Origin of the sequence: Microcoleus sp. PH2017_09_SFU_O_A, assembly GCF_020738625.1 — a bacterium.
GTDB lineage: Bacteria > Cyanobacteriota > Cyanobacteriia > Cyanobacteriales > Microcoleaceae > Microcoleus.
Genome location: NZ_JAEQCF010000001.1, coordinates 156,241 through 176,492, shown reverse-complemented (window position 1 = coordinate 176,492; position 20,252 = coordinate 156,241). Strand labels below are relative to the sequence as shown.

15 protein-coding genes are annotated in these 20,252 nt (G+C 47.2%); 8 read left to right on the top strand and 7 right to left on the bottom strand.

Annotated features, from left to right (window positions below; all coding sequences use genetic code 11):
• Positions 1-5 precede the first annotated feature (5 nt).
• The 3 genes from JGK16_RS00795 (at position 6) to JGK16_RS00785 (ending at position 4,706) form a co-directional block, all read left to right on the top strand.
• Positions 6-206 (top strand): hypothetical protein, encoded by a 201-nt coding sequence (locus JGK16_RS00795; protein ID WP_293185518.1) that lies wholly within the window; start codon positions 6-8, stop codon positions 204-206.
• Positions 207-440: 234 nt separating this feature from the next.
• Positions 441-4,418: an EAL domain-containing protein gene (locus JGK16_RS00790; RefSeq protein WP_293189253.1), complete on the top strand. Its 3,978-nt coding sequence runs from the start codon at positions 441-443 to the stop codon at positions 4,416-4,418.
• A 102-nt stretch (positions 4,419-4,520) separates the two neighbouring features.
• Positions 4,521-4,706, top strand: a complete 186-nt coding sequence (locus tag JGK16_RS00785; protein ID WP_293185516.1) for a hypothetical protein — start codon at positions 4,521-4,523, stop codon at positions 4,704-4,706.
• 177 nt (positions 4,707-4,883) lie between these two features.
• On the opposite strand, the gene JGK16_RS00780 is transcribed toward JGK16_RS00785, so the two are convergent.
• Positions 4,884-9,443, bottom strand: a complete 4,560-nt coding sequence (locus tag JGK16_RS00780) for a PAS domain S-box protein (RefSeq protein ID WP_293185514.1) — start codon at positions 9,441-9,443, stop codon at positions 4,884-4,886.
• A gap of 481 nt (positions 9,444-9,924) precedes the next feature.
• Positions 9,925-10,050, bottom strand: a complete 126-nt coding sequence (locus JGK16_RS00775) for a hypothetical protein (protein WP_293185513.1) — start codon at positions 10,048-10,050, stop codon at positions 9,925-9,927.
• 124 nt (positions 10,051-10,174) lie between these two features.
• Here JGK16_RS00775 and JGK16_RS00770 point away from each other — a divergent pair, with 124 nt between their 5' ends.
• Positions 10,175-10,300, top strand: coding sequence for a hypothetical protein (locus tag JGK16_RS00770; RefSeq protein WP_293189251.1), 126 nt, complete (start codon positions 10,175-10,177; stop codon positions 10,298-10,300).
• Positions 10,301-10,919: 619 nt separating this feature from the next.
• Here the strand turns inward: JGK16_RS00770 and mdh are convergent.
• From mdh to JGK16_RS00750, 4 genes are all read right to left on the bottom strand, one after another.
• Entirely contained in the window at positions 10,920-11,873 is a 954-nt protein-coding gene (mdh, locus tag JGK16_RS00765) for a malate dehydrogenase (RefSeq protein WP_293185511.1), read from the bottom strand.
• 177 nt (positions 11,874-12,050) lie between these two features.
• The gene (locus JGK16_RS00760; RefSeq protein WP_293185510.1) at positions 12,051-12,266 is read right to left on the bottom strand and encodes an NAD(P)H-quinone oxidoreductase subunit O; all 216 of its coding nucleotides are present in this window, start codon (positions 12,264-12,266) and stop codon (positions 12,051-12,053) included.
• A gap of 334 nt (positions 12,267-12,600) precedes the next feature.
• Positions 12,601-13,560, bottom strand: a complete 960-nt coding sequence (locus JGK16_RS00755) for a DNA-formamidopyrimidine glycosylase (protein WP_293185508.1) — start codon at positions 13,558-13,560, stop codon at positions 12,601-12,603.
• A gap of 35 nt (positions 13,561-13,595) precedes the next feature.
• The gene (locus JGK16_RS00750; protein WP_293185507.1) at positions 13,596-13,898 is read right to left on the bottom strand and encodes a photosystem I reaction center subunit IV; all 303 of its coding nucleotides are present in this window, start codon (positions 13,896-13,898) and stop codon (positions 13,596-13,598) included.
• A gap of 654 nt (positions 13,899-14,552) precedes the next feature.
• Here JGK16_RS00750 and JGK16_RS00745 point away from each other — a divergent pair.
• On the top strand, positions 14,553-16,592 hold the full coding sequence (locus JGK16_RS00745) for an ATP-binding protein (RefSeq protein ID WP_293189249.1): 2,040 nt from the start codon (positions 14,553-14,555) through the stop codon (positions 16,590-16,592).
• Positions 16,585-18,804 (top strand): hypothetical protein, encoded by a 2,220-nt coding sequence (locus JGK16_RS00740; RefSeq protein ID WP_293189247.1) that lies wholly within the window; start codon positions 16,585-16,587, stop codon positions 18,802-18,804. The genes JGK16_RS00745 and JGK16_RS00740 overlap by 8 nt, the downstream gene beginning before the upstream one ends.
• A 143-nt stretch (positions 18,805-18,947) precedes the next feature.
• Here the strand turns inward: JGK16_RS00740 and JGK16_RS00735 are convergent, their stop codons facing one another.
• Entirely contained in the window at positions 18,948-19,157 is a 210-nt protein-coding gene (locus JGK16_RS00735) for a hypothetical protein (RefSeq protein ID WP_293185504.1), read from the bottom strand.
• A gap of 13 nt (positions 19,158-19,170) precedes the next feature.
• Here JGK16_RS00735 and JGK16_RS00730 point away from each other — a divergent pair, with 13 nt between their 5' ends.
• Positions 19,171-19,725 carry a Uma2 family endonuclease gene (locus JGK16_RS00730; protein WP_293189245.1) on the top strand — a complete coding sequence of 185 codons (555 nt, stop codon included), beginning with the start codon at positions 19,171-19,173 and terminating at the stop codon, positions 19,723-19,725.
• Positions 19,726-19,807: 82 nt separating this feature from the next.
• Positions 19,808-20,252 (top strand): dihydrofolate reductase family protein (locus tag JGK16_RS00725; RefSeq protein ID WP_293189243.1); only part of this gene is annotated, 445 nt, incomplete at its 3' end.

The following is a 20,252-nucleotide window of genomic DNA, read 5'->3' as shown; positions in this document are numbered from 1 at the left end:
TGCAGATGGCATTACTTTTTAGATTAGGGGCTGGCGCTGCATATTTGGCAAGCTACCCCGCCATACATGAAAATTTAACGCAAGTTCAGAAACTCTACATTTTCTTACCAGAGACAGATGCGATCGCCACTGGCATTCCACCTAAAACTCGATCCGAGCAGTTTTGGGGAGCTGACTTGCATGAGTTTTGGTTAAGATTAATGTAGTGGGGCACTGTCGATCGTTCTCTACATATGCAATCATCAGTCACCACAAGTTTCAACAGTTGACAGTTGACAGTTGACAGTTGACAGTTGACCGAAGGAGAGCGACCTCTACCCTTAAGTCCGAGGATTCGAGTAATGAATAGTCTGATTTTTATTTCTCCCTCACTCGTGTTCCGGCTTTCAACCAATTTTTTCTGGTAAAAAAAGTTACCTGCTCAATGGAACAATTCAAAAATGGAAAGTTTTATCCCTGAAAACGGTGAAGACTGTCAGGGCTGTGCCGCCAAGCCAGACTTGTACGAAGAATTGCAAGAAACCAAAGAATTGCTGCTGACGATCGCCAATTCGATGCCGATGCCCATGATCGTCAGCAGTCTACCTGACGGCATAATTCTTTATAGCAACGATTTATGCCGTCAGGCTTTCGGCCTGAGAGCATTTCAGTCGATCGACCACCAGCCAGCCTCCATCCTCTACAACAATCCCGCAGAACGGCAGCAACTACTGGAGGATCTCGCTCGCAACGGATACGTCCGCGAGACAGAAGTCCGCCTCAAAAAAGCTGACGGTACCCTGTTTTGGGCCACTGTATCCATGCGGTATTTGACATTACTGTCGGAAAAAACTGTGCTGTCGGTGTTCTGCGACATTACCGAGCGCAAGCTAGCCGCCGCTAAAGAGCAGGAATTGCTGGCGTCAATCCACTTGCGGGCCCGCCAGCAAGCGGCCGTCGCCTACTTGGGACAGCAGGCCCTAGCCGAAACAGACTTGTCCGCACTGATGGACAAAGCTGCGGTGTTAATTGCCCAAACCCTAGATGTCGAGTATTGCCAGTTTTTGGAACTGTTGCCTTCTGGCCATGCTTTTCTGTTGCGAGCGGGGATTGGCTGGCAGCCCGGACTTGTCGGTAACGCTACTGTTACCGCTTCTAGTCGATCGCAAGCAGGTTACACATTGCTAGTTGGTGAACCGATAATCGTCGCAGATTTGCGAGTAGAAACCCGCTTTAGCGAGTCGCCACTGCTGCACAACCACCAGGCTGTCAGCGGCGTCACTGCGATCGTTCCCGGCAATCGAGGACAGGCGAAAAAGAACTGGGGACAAGCAGAACCTGGGAAGACTGCTGAGTCGGCTGTCTGGGGCATTTTGGGGGTACACAGCAAGCAAGAGCGCGTTTTTAACCAGGATGACGTTTATTTTGTAGAAGCGATCGCCAATCTGTTAGCTGCGGCGATCGATCGCATTCGATCGCAAGAGCGCTTGCAAATGATGGAACGGGCGATCGAGAGTACCAGCAACGGCATTGCGATCGCCGACGCCACAGTTGCAGATAATCCAATTATTTATGTCAATCCCAGTTTTGAGCGGATCACCGGTTATAGCAGAGAGGAATTAATTGGTAAAAATTGCCGATTTTTACAGGGAAAAGATACCAATTGCCCCGCTGCAAAAGAGCTGCAAACTGCCATTCGAGAAGGGAAAGAATGCCAAGTGATTTTGCGTAATTTTCGGAAAGATGGAACACCTTTTTGGAACGAACTTTCTATTGCTCCCGTATACAATTTTCGGCGACACTTAACTCACTTTATTGGAGTTCAAACCGATGTTACAGACCGCCAGCGCTCGGAAGAAGAATTATTTTTAAAGTCTCAAGATTTAGCCACATTCAGTGCCAACCTCAAACATTTGCACCGGATTACAACTTATCACTATCAAAACTTTCAAGAACTGGTTGATGATTATCTGACAGCAGGCTGTTTAATTTTTGGACTCTCTATTGGTATTATTGCTCAAGTTGAAAGTCAATCTTTTCTGATTCGCTCCGTCAAAAGCAACATCAAATATTTTAACAAAGGCTTAAAATTAAATCTTAGCGATACTTACTGTGCAGCAGTAATCAAATCCAAAAAAACCATGGCGTGTTCTCACATCAAAGAAATACTGAAAACTGGCGACCATCAAGTTTATCAAGATTTGAACATAGAATCATACATTGGCACACCGATATTTGTCAACGATAAAATTTATGGTACTTTGAGCTTTTGTTCGCAAAAAGCCCGACATAAAAATTTTGAATCGCAGGCCAGAGAAATCATAGAACTGATGGCTCAAAGCATCGGTAAATTTCTGGCAGTTCACAGAATGGAAATCGAACGCCAGCGAGCCGAACAAGAGCGCTGCGAGCTGATAGTATCTCTCCAAGAAAGTGAAGAACGCTATCGTCGTTTAGTAGAACTATCTCCCGAAGCGATCGCCGTTCACAGTCAAGGAAAAATCGTCTACATCAATGCCGCTGGCGCTAAACTCCTCGGCGCCAGATCTCCGGCAGAGCTCATCGGCTTTCCGGTATTGGATATCGTTCATCCAAACTATGTCGAAAAAGCCAGAGAACGGATGAGACAAGTCGAGGAAGAAAATCAGCCGATCGAGCTTGCCGAAGAAAAATTGATGCGGCTTGACGGAGAAATCATAGACGTTGAAGTTGCCGGCATCCCTGCTATTTATCAAGGCTCAGCCGCCGCCCAAATTATTATCAGAGATGTCACCGAGCGCAAGCGAGTAGAACAGCAACTACTGCACGGCGCCTTTCACGATTCGCTGACGGGTTTACCTAACCGCCTTTTGTTCATCGACAGGCTAGGACAAGCGATCCGCCGTTCCAAACATTCCCCAGATTACAAATTTGCCGTCCTGTTCCTAGATTTAGACCGCTTCAAAATAGTTAATGATTCTTTAGGACACATTCTTGGGGATAAACTGCTAATTGCCCTAGGGCAGCGGCTTCAGGATTGCGTGCGCGTTTCGGATACAGTCGCCCGGTTGGGGGGAGACGAATTTACCATTCTGCTAGACCGCATTCAGAGCTTCAGCGACGCCACCCTAGCAGCTAACAGGATACAAACAGAACTGAAGATTCCGTTTAACCTCGAAGGGCATGAAGTATTTACCACCGCTAGCATTGGGATTGTTTTCAGTCGAGGTGACTTAGGAATAGTAGAAAGTGACGAGTTGAACGGCCAGCAGAGTGCTTTATACAGCCATCCCGAAGAATTCCTGCGCGATGCTGATATTGCTATGTACCGTGCTAAAGCTTTGGGTAAAGCCCGCCACGAGGTGTTTAATTTGGCGATGCACGACCAAACTATCTCCCTCTTGCAGTTAGAAACAGACCTGCGATTAGCTATTTTTGGCAAGGAGGAATTAGGGAAAAGTAAGGATGAATGTTCGCACTTTATTGTCCACTACCAACCAATTTTTTCCCTCGCCAGCGGTGCGATCGAAGGTTTTGAGGCTTTGGTGCGCTGGCAGCACCCGATTCGGGGTTTAGTACCGCCTTCTACTTTTATTCCTGTAGCTGAAGAAACAGGCTTGATCGTGCCTCTGGGAGCCTGGGTGCTGCGCGAAGCTTGCCGACAATTGCGCGTTTGGCAAGAAATGTTGATGGAAGAAGGAAGAAGGAAGAAGGAAGAAGGAAGAAGGAAGAGGGAAGAGGGAAGAGGGAAGAGGGAAGAGGGAAGAGGGAAGAAGGAAGAGGGAAGAGGGAAAAAATTCCCAATTTCCAATCTCCAATTACCAATCCCCGATTACCAATTACCGATTGCCGATTCCCAATTCCCAATTCCCAATTCGCGATTCCCAATTCCCAATTTCCAGTTACCAATTGTCGAGCCTTCACAATTAACAATGAGCGTCAATCTTTCTCCAAAGCAGTTAGGAATGGCGAATTTAATTGAACATATAGATGAAATTTTGGCAGAAACTGGCTGCGCTCCGAGTTGTTTGAAATTGGAGATCACTGAAAGCGCGATCGTAGAAAATGTGGCTAAGGCTAATATTGTACTCGCCCAATTAAAAGGTAGAAATATTCGATTGTCGATCGACGATTTTGGTACGGGCTATTCGTCTTTGAGTTACTTGCACCGCTTTCCGCTGGATACGCTGAAGATCGATCGATCTTTTGTGAGTCGCTTGGGGGCGATCGAAAACGGCAACGGCGGGGGTCAGCCTTTGCAGATTGTGCGGGCGATCGTAACTTTGGCTCACAATTTGGGATTAAATGCGATCGCCGAAGGTGTGGAGACAGCCGAACAGTTAGCCCAGCTTCGGGCACTCGACTGCGAATTAGCTCAGGGATATTTGTTTTCTAAACCTTTGGACAGTGGCGCAGTGACAGAAATGCTGATAAATCTGGGCAATATCAAGTCGGGTTAACATCTGTTTCAAGAAATCTGTCTATTTCTACCTAAATTTACTCATTTACCCAGAATTTGAAAACTGGTGACAATAGCTGTATAATTCATTTGCGCTTGATTCATGCGAGTTGCTCCCGGCTTAGTTGGTGTGACAACCGAACAAACACCAGGCACGAATGAATCATTAACTACAATTCAATATTTTTACCTCAAAGTCGCAAACTCTAACTGGGGAATTGTGGTCAAGCCTACTGTTGAGCCCAAGCCGAGCAGTAAGCAAGCAGTGATGCGCTACTTTTTACATTGAGGAAGTTACACCGCAGACTTGGACTGACTATAGTTTTGCTGTTCATGAGTAGATTTAGATAGGTTGTTAGAAGCGGTTAGGAATGAGATACCTAGAAATTAACTTTTAGGTATGTTGTTGCGCTTAAGCGCTCTTTCATAGATCGAGAGCGCTTTCATCGCAACAACGTACCTATGATTAGCGATTAGCTTTGAGCGGAATCTCGATCGCAAATTGGGCACCCTCTCCCGGCGCAGAAGTGCATTTCAACGAGCCGTTGTGTCTGTCTGTAACAATTTGATAGCTAATTGACAAGCCCATCCCAGTGCCTTTTCCCACAGGTTTAGTGGTGAAAAATGGGTTAAAAAGTTGATTGCGGACAGTCTCTGTCATGCCCGGGCCGTTGTCAGCAATCCGAACTAATATTCGATCGGGTTTTGGCATTTCAGTCCAGATGCGGATCGAGCTGGGATTTTCCCGCATTTGCTCGACAGAAAGCCGCGCATCTCTTTCTTCCAAAGCATCTAAAGCATTGCTCAAGATATTCATAAACACTTGATTTAGCTGTCCGGCATAACATTCTACTAACGGCAATTGACCGTATTCTTTGATCACCTCTATTTCGGGATAATTGGGTTTTGCTTTGACCCGGTGCTGCAAAATCATCAGAGTGCTATCTATACCGTCGTGGATGTTGACGGCTTTCATTTCTGCTTCGTCCATGCGGGAGAATGTGCGTAGAGATGCAACGATGAGCTGAATTCTGTCTGCACCGACTTTCATTGACGAAAGCAGTTTCGGTAAGTCATCCATTAGAAATTCGAGTTCAATTGCTTCGACTTCCTGTTGAATTTCCGGCACCGGATCGGGATAGTAGTTTTGGTAAAGTTCGATCAGGTGCAGCAAGTCTTGAGTATATTCGTTAGCATGGCTGAGATTGCCGTAAATAAAGTTAACTGGATTGTTAATTTCGTGGGCAACTCCTGCCACGAGTTGACCGAGAGATGACATTTTTTCGCTTTGAATTAACTGCGATTGAGCGCTGGTTAATTGCAGCAAGGTTTGCTCTAATTCGCGAGCTTTATTGCGAGTTTGGGCGTAAAGATCGGCTTGGTTGAGGGCGATCGCCAATTGAACTGTAATCGCTTGCAACAATTCGACTTCGCTATCGCTCCAGGGCCGCACAACATTGCTGTTGCAGCAGGTAATTGCGCTCATTACCCCGGAAAGTGCCTGCATGGGGATGGCTAATACAGATTGGTAGCCCATCCCTCGAATGGTTTGTTTCCAAGCAGGATCTGCGACTGTTTCGACATCATCCAGCCGCACTATTTCCATATGCAATATTTGTTCTCCAACGGGGCCAAAATCTGAAGCCCGATAGGGACCTGTTAAATCGGGAAGTTGGGGGTGGCGAGATTCTTTAATAATTTCCCAGAAAGGCTCCTCCCCGTCTTCGCGATACCAGGCAAAGTTGCAGCGATCGATCTTCAGGAAAGCGCGAATTTCCTGAACTGCGACTGTGACGATGCTGTCGAAGTCGAGGGAATTGCGGATTTGAGCGGTGAGAATGTTGAGCAATTTTTCTCGATCGGCTTGCTGCTTGAGTTGGGCGGACGATCGCCTCAAGGCAATTTCTGCTAGTTTGCGATCGGTAATATCTTCGGTGACAGCTAATAGATATTGCGGTGTGCCATCAGCATCGAGTATTGCTGTTTTCTTGGTGTGAAATATCCGCGATTCTCCTTGGCCTGTTTGAATATCTTCTTCGGCGATTTCTACCATCTGCCCGCTGTCGAGCACTTCCCGGTCTTTGGCGGTGAAAAGATCAGCTTGTTCTGTGGGGAAAAAGTCGTAATCATTTTTGCCCATAACTTCTGCTGCACTGAAACCGAGCAAAGTTTCGGCTGCGGGGTTCCACAGTACAAATCGCAACTCTTTGGCCTCCTTGGCAACTACTCCTACGGGTATGGTTTTGAGGACTGATTCCATAAATTGTTGAGCGCGTTGCAGTTCTGCTTCTGCCTGTTTTCGATCGCTAATATCTCGCACGTTGGCAATGATGTTAACATTGCCGTTAAGATTGATTTTGGACAGGGCAATTTCTGCATCAAAAGTTGAACCGTCGTTGGGACGCCTCGCTTTCCATTCCATGCGACCTGTTTCGCCGGCTAATACTCTAGCCCAAAGTTCTGCCGTTTGTTCTATGGGATTATCGCCGCTTGAATAGTCGTTGATAATTGATAATTTTGTTGCTTGTTCCTGGCTCACTCCGTACATTTCTAACATTCGATTGTTGACATCGAGAATGTTTCCTTCTAAATCGTGAATGAAGATAGCATCGTAGACATTGTTAAAGATTGTTCGCAGGTTTTGTTCGGAAACTTGCACCGCTGCTTCTGCAAGTTTTCGATCGCCAATTTCTTGTTCTAACTGAGTGACTGCTTGGGAAAGTTCGGCAGTGCGATCGCTCACTCTGTCTTCCAACTCGGCTGCTGCTTGTCTCAGGGCTTCTTCTGCAAGGAAGCGATCGGTAATGTCGATCGCCGTGCCGAACAATTTTAGCACCTTGCCACTGGCATCGATTTCGGCGCGGCCCAGGGTGTTGAGGTGTCGCAAGGTACCGTCGGGGCGGTAAACGCGGAAGTCAAAATCAAAGGGGATGCCGAAGTCAACTCCCCGCTGTACTTCTGTATGCCAAAATTCTAAATCTTCTGGATGGATCAGAGCGATTTGCTCTTCTCGGCTGGGTGCTGTGGCCGCTGGTTCGAGTCCGTGGATGCGGAAGAGTTCCTCTGACCAAGTGACGGTTCCCGTTGTTGTATCTAGTTCCCAATTGCCGACGTGGGCTAGTCTTTGGGCTTCTTGTAGCTGTCGCTGGCTTTCTCGGATGGCTGTTTCGGCAACTTTGCGATCGTTGATGTCGAGCAATACACCGGAAAATACGATTTCGCCGGTTTCGCTGCGGGTGGGAATTGAGTCGCCTTGCCACCAGCGAATCTCGCCATCGGGCTTGACTAACCGCCCTTCGTAGTGCCACAGGCAGGTATTTTCAACGGCTTCGTTGATGGAAGCGATGAAGCTTTCGAGGTCTTCGGGGTGGACGTGGGAAATGAAAGAGGCGATGTTTCCCATCATTTCTGCTGCGGTGATGCCGGCTATATCTGCGATGCGATCGCTCATATAGTCAACTCTCCACACTCCATCGCGGCTGCAAAATTGAAACAGAGCTCCGGGGATGGTGGCTGCGATCGTCCGGAACTTGGCTTCGCTGACACTGAGGGCGGCAAAAGTCTGTTGCAGTTCGGCGGTACGGGCTTCTACTCTGCGCTCTAGTTCGGCGTTTGCGTGTTGCAAGGCGGATTCTGCCCGTTTGCGATCGGTAATGTCGGTGGCTGTACCGGTGGTGCCGAGGACGTTTCCGCTGTCGTCGTACAGGGCTATGGCATTGAACATCAAATGTTTGATGCTGCCGTCTTTGGCGATTTGGGTGCTTTCGTGCTGAAAAACTGATTCTCCGGCCTTGAGGCGGGCGAAAACTTCTAAATCTTTCTGGCTTTGTTCTGGTGTCATAAAGTCCGAGAAAGGCCGATCGAGCATTTCTGCTGGTTCGTAACCGTAGATATATCTAACTGCTGCGTTGACGAAGGTGAAACGCCCCTGGGCATTTACCGACCAAATCATGTCTTGGGAGGTTTCTACCAAACGACGGTATTTGGCTTCGCTGGCTTTGACGGCTTCTTCTGCTGCTTTGCGTTCCGTCATGTCCCGGGAGACGCCGACAGTCATTGTAATTTGGCCGTCTTCGTTGCGGATGGGTGCTTTGACTGTGCTAAACAGTCGCACTTCTGAGTCGTGGCGCGTCACCGGTTCTTCGGCAATTTGCAGAGTCTGTCCGGTTTCAAATACGAAAGCGTCATCTTTGATGTACTGGAGAGTATTGTCTGGATTGGAGAAAGGTGCGTCTACAATGCCTTGAAGTTCCTCTTCAGTCATGCCGTAATAGTCGCGGAATGCTTGATTTGCCCAAACGATTTTCGATTCTGGGCCTTTGACTAATACCATATCGGCGATCGAGTCGAGAATTTGGTGATATTTTTGCTCGCTGTCGCGGAGTTTCTGCTGCGTCGATTCGATTTCTGCTAATTGTCTTTGGGTTTGCGAGTGCAATTCGGCCTGATAAATTGCAACTGCTAAATGTTCTCCTACTTGTTTGGCAAATTCGATTTCGTCTTCCTGCCAATCGCGGGGTTGACCGCAGGAGTGAATGCACAGCAATCCCCACAAATGTTGCCCTTGTAGCAAGGGTACGACTAAGTTTGCTCGGATTTGAAATCGCTTGAGGATTCTGAGGTGACAGGGACTCAACCGGGCTTTGTAGATGTCGCTGACTGCTTGAACGTAACCTTTGGCGTAGTTGGCTGCAAATTGTTCGCCGAAGCAGTGATCGTGAACTTTTGCACCCAGGGATGGGCTGAATTGGGGAAGTACGTCTTCTGATACTACTTCGCCGTCGTTCCAGTCGGATTCGGGAATGAACCGGTAAACGGCGACTCGATCGGCATTTAGGAGTTGCCGAACTTCGGTGGCTGTAATTTTGAATATTGTTTCTAAGTCTAAGGATTGACGAATTTTGCCAATCACTCCCATCAGCGCTTGCAGCTTTTTGAACCAGGTTTGAGACTGCATTTCTCTTTCTAGGTGAGCTAGCTTTTGGCGCAAGTCGGTTACTTCTTGATACAAATATTCATGAAACATATTGTTATTTGTTTAGTTATTTTGCGGTTTGGTATCGAGGTACATAGCATCCCAATAGCGCTCTGCAAGTTGAGCCTGGTATAGCAGTTGACAGTTGACAGTTGACAGTTGACAGTTGACAGCTTGCCCGCTTTAGATAAGGGTTGACAGTTGACAGTTGACAATCCCCAATCCAAAATCCCCAATCCAAAATCCAAAATCGTTTGATAGTTGACAGTTGACAGCTTGCTTAGAGAAGAGTTGACAGTTGAAAGCTTCGCTGGCTTAGATAAGGGTTGACAGTTGAGCGAAGTGAAGAAACAATCGAACGCAAGGGTTTGTGCCATGCGAGAACGTCCTAACCCTGATGGGCGCGGTTGCTGTAAATCTAAAAGCAGAGGGCAAATTCTCCTCCTTCTCCTAGCACTTAGCAGCTACTCGCGCTGCATTTCCGTATTTTTTCTAGATTGGGAGGTCGAACCAGGAGCTTAACTTGGTATATTTACTGTAAAAACGGGCGATCGGTGATGGGAAGAGTGCATAAATTGTCAATAATTGAGAGTTTTACCAGAAATAATTGGTTGAAAGCCTCTCCCTGAGCGGGAGAAATTAAAATCAGACTATTCATTACTCCAATCCTCGGACTTAAGGGTAAAGGTCGCTCTCAAACTGTCAACTGTCCCAGGTCAACTGTCAACTGTTGAATCATCAACCCGGTATCTTAAGGTAATTAAATCAGGGAATCTCCGAAAGTGAAAAGCAGAAACCCGGTTTCACGGCGCAAGCGCGCCCAGAGTCCTGAACTAATCTTGACATTTTTTTCCGATCGCCTGTGGTTGCAATTATCACCTTTTTCTGATTATCGCAAACTCGATTGATATTGTCCTAAGTTTGGCGATCGAATATCCTGTTGGGAGTGCCTCTATGAAGATTTGTTTGAATTTAGGCGATCGGCTTTTCTTGAGTTTTCTCTGGTTTTCTCGAATTCTCAACTTATCTGTTTTAAATTCGGTTTAATCCAGATTTTGGAGCTATGGAATCATTTCGATGATTTGCCGGGCCTTCAAATTATTTTATGATATCGCTTCTATTTATTAAACTTATTGAAATCCACCTCATTCGAGCTGAGTTTTCCGGTCAACCAGTTGGTTTTCGTTGTAGGCTCTGCTTAAATTAAACCAACAAAACCGATGCTCTAAGACTTTATTTCCTTTTGAGCGCTTTTGTTGGGTTGGTTAACATTTTTGATACAATATATTACTCAACTATATCACATTTTAGGCTAAAGTCAAGGAATTTTAGGTTAAATCGGGGCTGAGACAGAAACCTAGTTTCTTAACATAATAATTAAGTGAGAAAATCAAGAGGGGTAAAAATAATCAACCGGGCTTTTTTAGTCGAGACTGCGTAAGTCTTATTGATGAAATTGTCTCACCCGAAATATTGAGGCTGTACATTTTTTCGGGTGCACAAGCCGGATACTTTCTGCTGACTTGCTTAACCAGCATTCTTCAGTATGGTTTCGGCTTCCTCAATACTTTGCAAAACCAGTTTACCAGAATCCTGAAAAGCGGCTCTTTCTGCATCGCTAAGTTCGAGTTCCAGTATCTGTTCGATGCCCTGATATCCCAAGCGGCAGGGAGCACCTAAAAATATATCTTGCACGCCGTATTGACCGTTCAAATAAACTGAGCAAGGCAAGAGTCGCGACTGATTGAGTAAAATTGATTCTACCATCAAACAGGCGGAAGATGCGGGTGCAAAATAGGCGCTAGAATTCTTCATCAATCCTACTATTTCGGCGCCACCGTGGCGAGTCCGCTGTACGATGCGATCGATCGCCCCTGCATCCATCAGTTGAGCGATGGGAATGCCGTTGACTGTGGAATAGCGCGGTAAGGGAACCATCAAATCGCCGTGGGAACCGATGACTGTGGCGCACACTTGGGCAATGGAAACGCCCAATTCCATGGCAATAAAAGTTTGAAAGCGGGCGGAGTCGAGAATGCCGCCCATACCGATGACTCGGTGTTTTGGCAAACCGGAAGCTTCCCAGGCTAGATATGTCATAATATCTAGGGGATTTGTGACTACAATTAAGATTGCTTCGGGGGAATGGGCGATCGCCTGTTTGGCAGCTTCTGTGACAATTTGAGCATTGATTTTAATTAAATCTTCGCGATTGATACCGGGTTTGCGGGGGATACCGGCGGCAATGACGATGATATTTGAGTTGGCTGTATCTATATAATCATTTGTACCGACAATTTGGCGATCGTGCCGTTCGACTCCCCTTGCTTGCATCAAGTCCAAAGCAACGCCCTGCGGCCAACCTTCGACGATATCTAACAATACTACATCTGCTAGATTTTTCTCGGCAATTCGTTGGGCTAAGGTGCTACCGACTTTGCCTGCACCAATAATTGATACGCGGGTTGATGGGGGATTCATGCGATTTTAGATGCTAACTTTTAGATTTTAAGAATGAGCTTAAGTGCGATCGAGTGCACTGTATGTAATCTACGTTACCTTTGAGTGGGTACGTTGTTGCGCTTGGGCGCTCTTCGATCTATGAAAGAGCGCCCAAGCGCAACAACGTACCTAAGAGTTACGTCTATAACTGTGAGTTTACTTAAAATCTTCGAGTTGGTCTACGCGCAGCCAAATATTGGGGGTGGGGACTTTACCAAATTTGACGAAGGCGTACTCGCCGCGAACATCCATCACTTCGCCTTTGCTTTCAAATAGATAGGAGGAAAAGCGCTGATCGCTGGCTTGGGCTTCTAGGCTGTTTTCGAGTTGCTCGCGAATTGCGCGGACTATGCTACCTTTTTTGATTGCCATAATTTGCTCTGTTTCATTTATAAAAGTATACAAATTTTAATGCCGATTTGGCTTTAATAGTAGATATAACTGATGCACTCGAAGCAAGAAACCAGGTTTTTGAACTGAGATTGAGGGTTTGGAGCAAATATTTTGGTAAAAAACAAAGGTGATCGTACCCTCCTGCGTATTAGGTACGTAGTTGCGCTTCAGCGCTCTTTGATCGATGATCGTACCCTGCGTATTAGGTACGTAGTTGCGCTTCAGCGCTCTTTGATCGATGATCGTACCCTCCTGCGTATTAGGTACGTAGTTGCGCTTCAGCGCTCTTTGATCGAGGAACGTACCTTCCTGGTTATTTCTGACAGGCGGGGCAGTAATGAGTCGATCGCCCTGCTAATTTTATCTTTTCGATCGGCATTGAGCAAGTACGACAGGGTTGACCGGCGCGATTGTACACCCAAGCGACGCCACCGTAGTTACCGTTGACGCCTTGGACGTTGAGAAAATTGCTAAAAGTGGTGCCGCCGGAGGCGATCGCCTGCTGTAAAACTTGAATAATAGCTGTATGAATGCGATCGATTTGCACTTCTGTCAAATCAGCGCACAGAGTTGTCGGCATCACTCCCGACAAAAACAAAGTTTCGTCAGCGTAGATATTGCCCAAACCCGCTACCAGTGACTGGTCTAGCAATGCTGTTTTAATTGGTCGCGCCCGTCGGTGCAGCTTGCGGGCTAAATATTCTGTGGTAAATTCGTCGGAAAACGGTTCCGGGCCTAGGACTTTGAGGCCGGTGACTGTACTGGAAACCTCGGTTTCTGCGGGGACGTACCACATTTGCCCGAAGGTGCGTTGGTCTACAAAGCGTAATTCTTGGTTTCCTGCAAAAAATAGGCGGACTCGGGCGTGTTTTGGTAGGGGTTCGGATTGGTTTACCCACAGCAATTGTCCGGTCATCCGCAGGTGAACGCCCAACCAGCCAGCATTTGAGGGCAGAAGGGAGAAGGAAGAAGATTGAAGAGAAGAACTGAAAGTTTGAGGTGAGAATTCTCCCACTCTCCCCCTCTCCCCCTCTCCCGATCTCCCACTCTCTCCCTCTCCCCCTCTCCATTGCGATAGTTCTGCCAGGAGGTATTTGCCGCGCCTGTACCAAGATGCGATCGACTTTCCTTTGAGTTTTGTCAAAAAATCGGTCGCAGAGATTGAGCGGGCGATCGAGCTATGTAACAGCACGTCTCCGCCCAATATTTCGCGATCGAGGGTAAGTTGGTTCAAACCCCGGCAAATAGTTTCTACTTCTGGCAGTTCTGGCACAATTAGCGCTCTTGAGTCTAGTTATTTGGTTAGCCTTATTTAGGAGCGCCGTCGGCTGGTGCTGCTGGTTTGGCTGCTGCTTTTGCTGCTGGTGCCTTTCCTGCGGCTGGTGCTGCTGGTGCTGCTGGTGCTTTGGCTTTGGCTTTGGGTGCTGACACTTCGATTAATTCGCTTTGGGCGAAGTTGTTGGTGTTGACGCCGGCATAATTGACGCTGCTAAAGCGAACGATAACTGGGTATTTAATGCCGCTTTGGTCTACCGTAGCAACGGTGCCCACTTCTTGATACCAGAAGGATTCTTTGCGGAGAATCCGGACTGTCGAACCGCGTTGAACCATGAGCTTTGTTTCCTTTGCGATGAATAAACGGATAAAGCCATTTTTTTTACTTTAGTCGATCGCGCGTCGCATTTAAAGTCTGTAACGAAATTATTGTGTTCGGCGCCGTCTTTTGGTTGTTGGTTTGTAAAGAAAAGTAAAGTTGTTTTGAGGGCGATCGCTGGGGGACAAAAATAAATAAACAGACATTATCCGTTAAATACAAGCTGTGCGATCGGGTTGACAAAAAAGTTTACAAATAGGAGAGCGGGGCGGCCAGTTTGTTGTCAACTTAAGCCTGGAACCCTTTTTTGTATCTCTCGTTTGTTGCTGAGGCCAGATCCCCCTAAATCCCCCTTAAGAAGGGGGACTTTGATTGGAATCCTGTCCCCCCCTTCTTAAGGGGGAGTAGGGGGCAAGCTAAGGGGGGATCTGGCCTCGGGGGTAAACAGCAGTCTGTGACTACGTTTGACCTGGTTGTTGACCAATGGGGCCGCCAGGGGTGGCGGAGGCCCTCAGCTAGTTGCTGGGGCCGCCAGGGGTTGAAAACCCCTGTCTCACAGCTAAAGTCGTCTAAAGACGACTGAATAGCTGATATTAAAGGCGGTAAATTAACCTTGTATTTAATTATCTCGCCGCGCTAAACTATTCCAAAGTATGAGAAGTATTTAAATTATGTCGTTAGTAGATTTAGCTAATACTAAAGTTAGGGTAATTGGATGCAGTGCGGTGATGGGTGTTGCGCCAATGATTGCCAGCGCGATCGCCAATCCGGGTGTGACAGCAGCATTGGGTGCGATTGCCAATCCAACGGTTGGGGGGATTTCTATTTTAGCAACGATTGCAGCTAGTATTGCGGGGAATATCGCGGCGAATGACCTCGGAAATCGGATGACGGAAAAACTGGCAAAAAATCCCAATATTCTGGACAATCATGATTTGACTAAGGCTGCGGGTGAGGCGATCGGCTATATTTTGAGAGAGGTTGCTACTAACTCACCTAAGTTTACCGCACTAGCCCTTAGCAAAAATTTCTCGACCAGGGATTTAGATAAATTAGCCCAGAAAACTCCCAAATACTGGCTGGATATTAACACGAGTACAGCCGATTTGTCAAGGGGTTTACAGATTTCAGAAGAGCAGCTAACTGGGATTTTTTCTGCCGATGCCGAGGAGTTCGATCGCGTTACCGGATTGACACCAGCAGATTGGGCAAGTTTCCTGGGGGAATTCGCCGCCACCGAGGGCAAATCCTTCGATGCGGAAATCGTGGAATTTGTGGCGGACAAACTGTATGCAACTTTTCCGAAAGCGTACCGGGAAGTGCTGAAACTGGATGCGGCGAAGGGAGGCGAAAAGTTTGCAGCGATGCTGTTGAATCTGCACCAAATTGCTTTGACTGAATTGAGAGATTTGGGGCTGCAAAATGGGGAGATTCTGCAAAAATTGGAAGCCGTGGCGACACAGCAGCAGATTTGTCAAGTGATGGTGAAATTGGAATCCATAGAAATTGGAATCCGCGATGATTTGGCGCAGATTCAGAATTTGCTGGAACGATTTGTTGATATTTCCGCGCCTCGATTGCCGCTTCCCTACGAGTGCGAAACGATTATTGCAGACCGGACTCAAGACTTTACTGGACGGCGATTTGTATTTGCAGCAATTGCCGAATTTTTGCAGAACAATCGCAAAGGCTATTTTGTTTTAGAAGCAGATCCGGGTGTCGGCAAAAGTTCAATTATGGCGAAGTTAGTGCTGCTGCTGAAGCGGCGCTGCGTCGCCCATTTTAACTCGCAATCTCAAGGCATTGTCCGCGCCGAACAATTTCTGGAAAATGCCTGCACTCAGTTAATTCGACGCTATCAACTAAATTATCCGCAACTGCCGGAAAATGCGACGAGAGATGGCAATTTTCTGAGTCGATTGTTGGGGGAAGTCAGCGCTAAATTGGGCGGAAAAAAGTTGATTATTGTCGTCGATGCCCTGGATGAAGTGGATTTGAATTTGCAGGGGCGCGGCAGCAATGTTTTGTATTTGCCAGATGCTTTGCCGGATAATGTTTATTTTATTGTGTCGAAGCAGCCGAAAACTCTGCCTTTGCCAAATCATCAGGTTTTTGATTTGATGCAGTACAGTGCAGAAAGTTTGGCAGATGTCAAGGTTTATATTGACAAACGCACCAGCAACAGCGCGTCTATTCAGAGTTGGATTAACCGTCAAAATTTGCAGCGCGAACAGTTTGTGGCGGCGGTGGCGGAAAAAAGCCAGAATAATTTTATGTACCTGCGCTACGTGCTGAATGATATCGATAGCGGCAAGTATAGCGATGTGAATTTGCAAGATTTGCCGAGGGAGTTGGAAGGATATTATGACAAGCATTGGGCGCGGATGGAAATGGCGGTTAAAGATAAGGAATTGCGCCGCCGGAAGTTGAAGGTGATTTATTTGTTGACCAAAGTTCGCAAGCCGGTTTGCTGCGATATATTGGCTGATTTTGCTGAGGAAGATGCTTTGGATGTGCAGGAAGTTCTCGATGATTGGGAACAGTTTCTGCGGCGTAGCGGTGATAGTCCTCCTGATTACAGTATCTATCACGCGAGTTTCCAAAGATTTTTGCATCGTATAGATGTGGTGCAGAAAGCTGGGGTGTCGCTGCGGGATATTGAAACGGCAATTTCTGATAATTTGTGGGAGGATTTGTACGGCGATGAGTAAGTTTAAAGAACGGTTGGGGAAACTGTCGCCGAAAAAGCGGCTTTATGCTTTGGAAACTTTGCCGGGGCATTTGGCCCAGAGTGTTCAAGGGGAACGGCTGCATCAGTTGTTGACGGATTTTGATTTTATTGAGGCGAAGTTGGATGCGATCGGGGTTCAAGGGTTAATTGAGGATTACGATTTGGCGAGAAATTCTGATGTTTTGTTGTCGGAGGGGCAAACTGAAACTTTGAATTTGATTCAGGGGGCGATTCGCAAGTCGGCGCACGTTTTGGATAGGGATAAAACTGAATTAGTAGGGCAATTATTGGGGAGGTTGCTAGATTTTGAAATGACTGATATTCAGGGGTTGCTGGAACAAGCCAAGCAGTCGAAAAATAGTCTTTGGCTGCGGCCTTTGAGGGCTAATTTAGAGCGGGCAAATGAAGGGGCGCTGCGGACGCTTGTCGGTCATACTGATGGAGTATGGGCAGTGGCGATCGCACCAGACGGTAAAACAGCGATTTCCGCTTCAGAGGATAACACGCTCAAAATCTGGGACACAGCCAGCGGTAGGCAACTAAGAACTCTCATCGGTCATACTGACCCAGTAACGGCAGTTGCGATCGCACCGGATGGCAAACGAGCGATTTCCGCTTCATGGGATAACACCCTGAAAATCTGGGACACAGACAGCGGAAGAGAACTGAGAACTTTGATCGGTCATACTGATTCGGTATCAGCAGTCACGATCGCACCAGATAGCAAAACAGTGATTTCAGCTTCATGCGATAACACCTTAAAAATCTGGGACACAGACAGCGGAAGGGAACTTTTGACTCTCATCGGTCATACTGACTCGGTATGGGGAGTCGCGATCGCACCGGATGGCAAACGAGCGATTTCCGCTTCAGAGGATAACACCCTCAAAATCTGGGACATCGAAAGTGGTAGAGAACTTACAACTCTTATCGGTCATACTAATTATGTATCAGCAGTCGCGATCGCACCAGACGGCAAAACCGCGATTTCCGCTTCAGACGATAACACCATCAAAATTTGGGATATCGACACTGGCATCCAACTGAGAGCCCTCACCGACTATACGTTATGGGTATTAGCAGTCGCGATTGCGCCAGATGGCAAAACAGCGATTTTTGCTTCACGGGATAACACCCTCAAAATCTGGGACATCCACGGTGGTAGAAAACTAACAACTCTCATCGGCCATAATGACGAGGTAAAAGCAGTCGCGATCGCAGCCGACGGGCTGACAGCGATTTCGGCTTCATTGGATAAAACTCTCAAAATCTGGGACATCGACAGTGGTAAGAAACTCATAACTCTTATGGGTCATACTGATTATGTATCAGCAGTTGGGATCGCGCCAGATGGCAAAACAGCGATTTCCGCTTCAGGCGATAACACCCTCAAAATCTGGGATTTGCTTAGTGGCAGGGAACTGAGAACTCTCACTGGTCATACTGGTTATGTAACAGCAGTTGCAATTGCACCCTCTGGCAAAATAGCAATTTCAGCTTCAGGGGATAACACTCTCAAAATCTGGGATTTTCCTAATGGCAGGGAACTGAGAACTCTCACCTATCACACTAACAGGGTATTAGCAGTCGTGATTGCAGCCGACGGTCTGACAGCGATTTCCGCTTCAACGGATCACACCCTCACAATCTGGGATTTGATTAGTGGCAAAAAACTGAGAATTCTCACCGGCCATACTAACTGGGTAATACCAATTGCGATCGCACCAGACGGTCTCACAGCGATTTCTGGTTCAAGGAATAACACCCTAAAAGTCTGGGATTTACTCAGTGGCATCGAACTCACAACTTTGATCGGTCATACTGACGAGGTAAAAGCAGTTGCGATCGCACTTTCTGGCAAAACCGCGATTTCCGCTTCAAGGGATGAAACCGTCAAAATCTGGGACATCGAGACAGACACCGAACTTTTTACCCTCACCGGTCATACTGACGAGGTACAAGAAGTCGCGATCGCACCAGACGGCCTCATAGCGGTTTCCGCTTCATCCGATAACACCCTCAAAATCTGGGATTTGCTTAGTGGCAAAGAGGTTGCTAGTTTCAGCGGAGATGCTAGGTTTGATTGTTGTGCGATCGCCGCTGATGGAGTGACAGTTGTAGCGGGCGATCGATCGGGCCGGGTGCATTTCCTGCGATTGGAGGGAGTTAAACAGTTGACAGTTGACAGTTGACAGTTGACAGTTACCCGGCGGTTAGAAACCGCGTCTACACAAACAATGTCCGCCTCCGCGGACGAAGAGGGTATTCGGAGATGGAAAATCATCGGGTAAATCTTCAACCCGCGGAGGCGGGTTTTGTCTGTGTAGCCGCGGTTTCAACCGCCGGGGTTTTTGGGTTGATGGATTGATGGGGCGATCGGGTTTTTTGTGGATGGGCGATCGGGTTTTTGGGTGGATGGGCGATCGGGTTTTTTGTGGATGGGCGATCGGGTTTTTTGTGGATGTGCGATCGCATTTTTGGGTGGATGGGCGATCGGGTTTTTGGGAGAAATGTGCGATCGACTGTAAAATAACAATAAAAACACAGGAGTAATCGCCGTGAGCGTCACAACTGTAAAATGGACGGTTGCAGACTACCACCGCATCATTGCAGCCGGCATTCTGGAAGGGCGAAAAGTTGAACTAATCGGTGGAAAAATAATCGAAATGGCTCCCGAAGGAGAATCTCATGCTTACTGTAGCGATGAGGCTGGAGAGTACCTAATTTACTTGCTAGGCGATCGGGCTAAAGTGCGACAAGGTAAGCCCATTACCTTGCCACTTAACAACTCCGAACCCGAACCAGATATCGCTGTAATTCAACGTTTGGGACAAAATTATCGAGAACATCATCCCTATCCAGAAAACATCTTTTGGCTGATAGAATACTCCAATTCTACTCTGACTAAAGACTTGGGAATTAAGAACAAAATTTACGCCGCCGCCGGGATTGCCGAGTATTGGGTTGTCAATTTGCGAACTATGGAATTAATCGTGTTTCGAGATCCTACCGATGCTGGCTATCAATTCAGAGAAACTCTGACTCACGGTAATATTAATCCCCTCGCTTTTCCAAATGTTTCAGTTGCGATCGAGCGTTTATTCGGGAATTAGGTAAATGAGGTAGAAACACTCGGCGATTTCAACCGCTGGGTTTTTTGTATTCTAAAATCCCGAACCCTAAATCCCAAATCGAATGATTCACACAACAGTAATACTCGCCATGAGTGCCGATGGCAAAATTACAGATACCGCCCTCACCGCCGCCAGATTCGGTTCAGCTAACGACAAATCTCACCTCGAACAACAAGTCGCCGCCAGTGACGCAGTTTTGTTCGGAAACGGCACTTTACGCGCCTATGGAACTACTCTGAGAGTCTTTTCACCCGATTTGCTAGAACAAAGGAAACTGCAAGGAAAGCCCCCACAACCGGTGCAAATTGTGTGTTCGCGATCGCGCAAATTTGACCCCAACTGGCGATTTTTCCAGCAACCAGTTCCCCGCTGGCTGTTAACGGGAAATGATACAGATGTCAGCAACAGGCTAGAAGCCCGTTCCACAATAGATGAATTGTCTTGTGGAACAGGCATCTTGCCTGTTGCTGAGCACGGGCTAGAAGCCCGTTCCACAATAGATGAAT

Bases quoted from the DNA above. Each gene is read 5' to 3' on its own strand.
- JGK16_RS00795 (WP_293185518.1), top strand. From the start codon at position 6: ATGGCATTACTTTTTAGATTAGGGGCTGGCGCTGCATATTTGGCAAGC.
- JGK16_RS00790 (WP_293189253.1), top strand. From the start codon at position 441: ATGGAAAGTTTTATCCCTGAAAACGGTGAAGACTGTCAGGGCTGTGCC.
- JGK16_RS00785 (WP_293185516.1), top strand. From the start codon at position 4,521: ATGCGAGTTGCTCCCGGCTTAGTTGGTGTGACAACCGAACAAACACCA.
- JGK16_RS00780 (WP_293185514.1), bottom strand. From the start codon at position 9,443: ATGTTTCATGAATATTTGTATCAAGAAGTAACCGACTTGCGCCAAAAG.
- JGK16_RS00775 (WP_293185513.1), bottom strand. From the start codon at position 10,050: ATGAATAGTCTGATTTTAATTTCTCCCGCTCAGGGAGAGGCTTTCAAC.
- mdh (WP_293185511.1), bottom strand. From the start codon at position 11,873: ATGAATCCCCCATCAACCCGCGTATCAATTATTGGTGCAGGCAAAGTC.
- JGK16_RS00760 (WP_293185510.1), bottom strand. From the start codon at position 12,266: ATGGCAATCAAAAAAGGTAGCATAGTCCGCGCAATTCGCGAGCAACTC.
- JGK16_RS00750 (WP_293185507.1), bottom strand. From the start codon at position 13,898: ATGGTTCAACGCGGTTCGACAGTCCGGATTCTCCGCAAAGAATCCTTC.
- JGK16_RS00745 (WP_293189249.1), top strand. From the start codon at position 14,553: ATGTCGTTAGTAGATTTAGCTAATACTAAAGTTAGGGTAATTGGATGC.
- JGK16_RS00740 (WP_293189247.1), top strand. From the start codon at position 16,585: ATGAGTAAGTTTAAAGAACGGTTGGGGAAACTGTCGCCGAAAAAGCGG.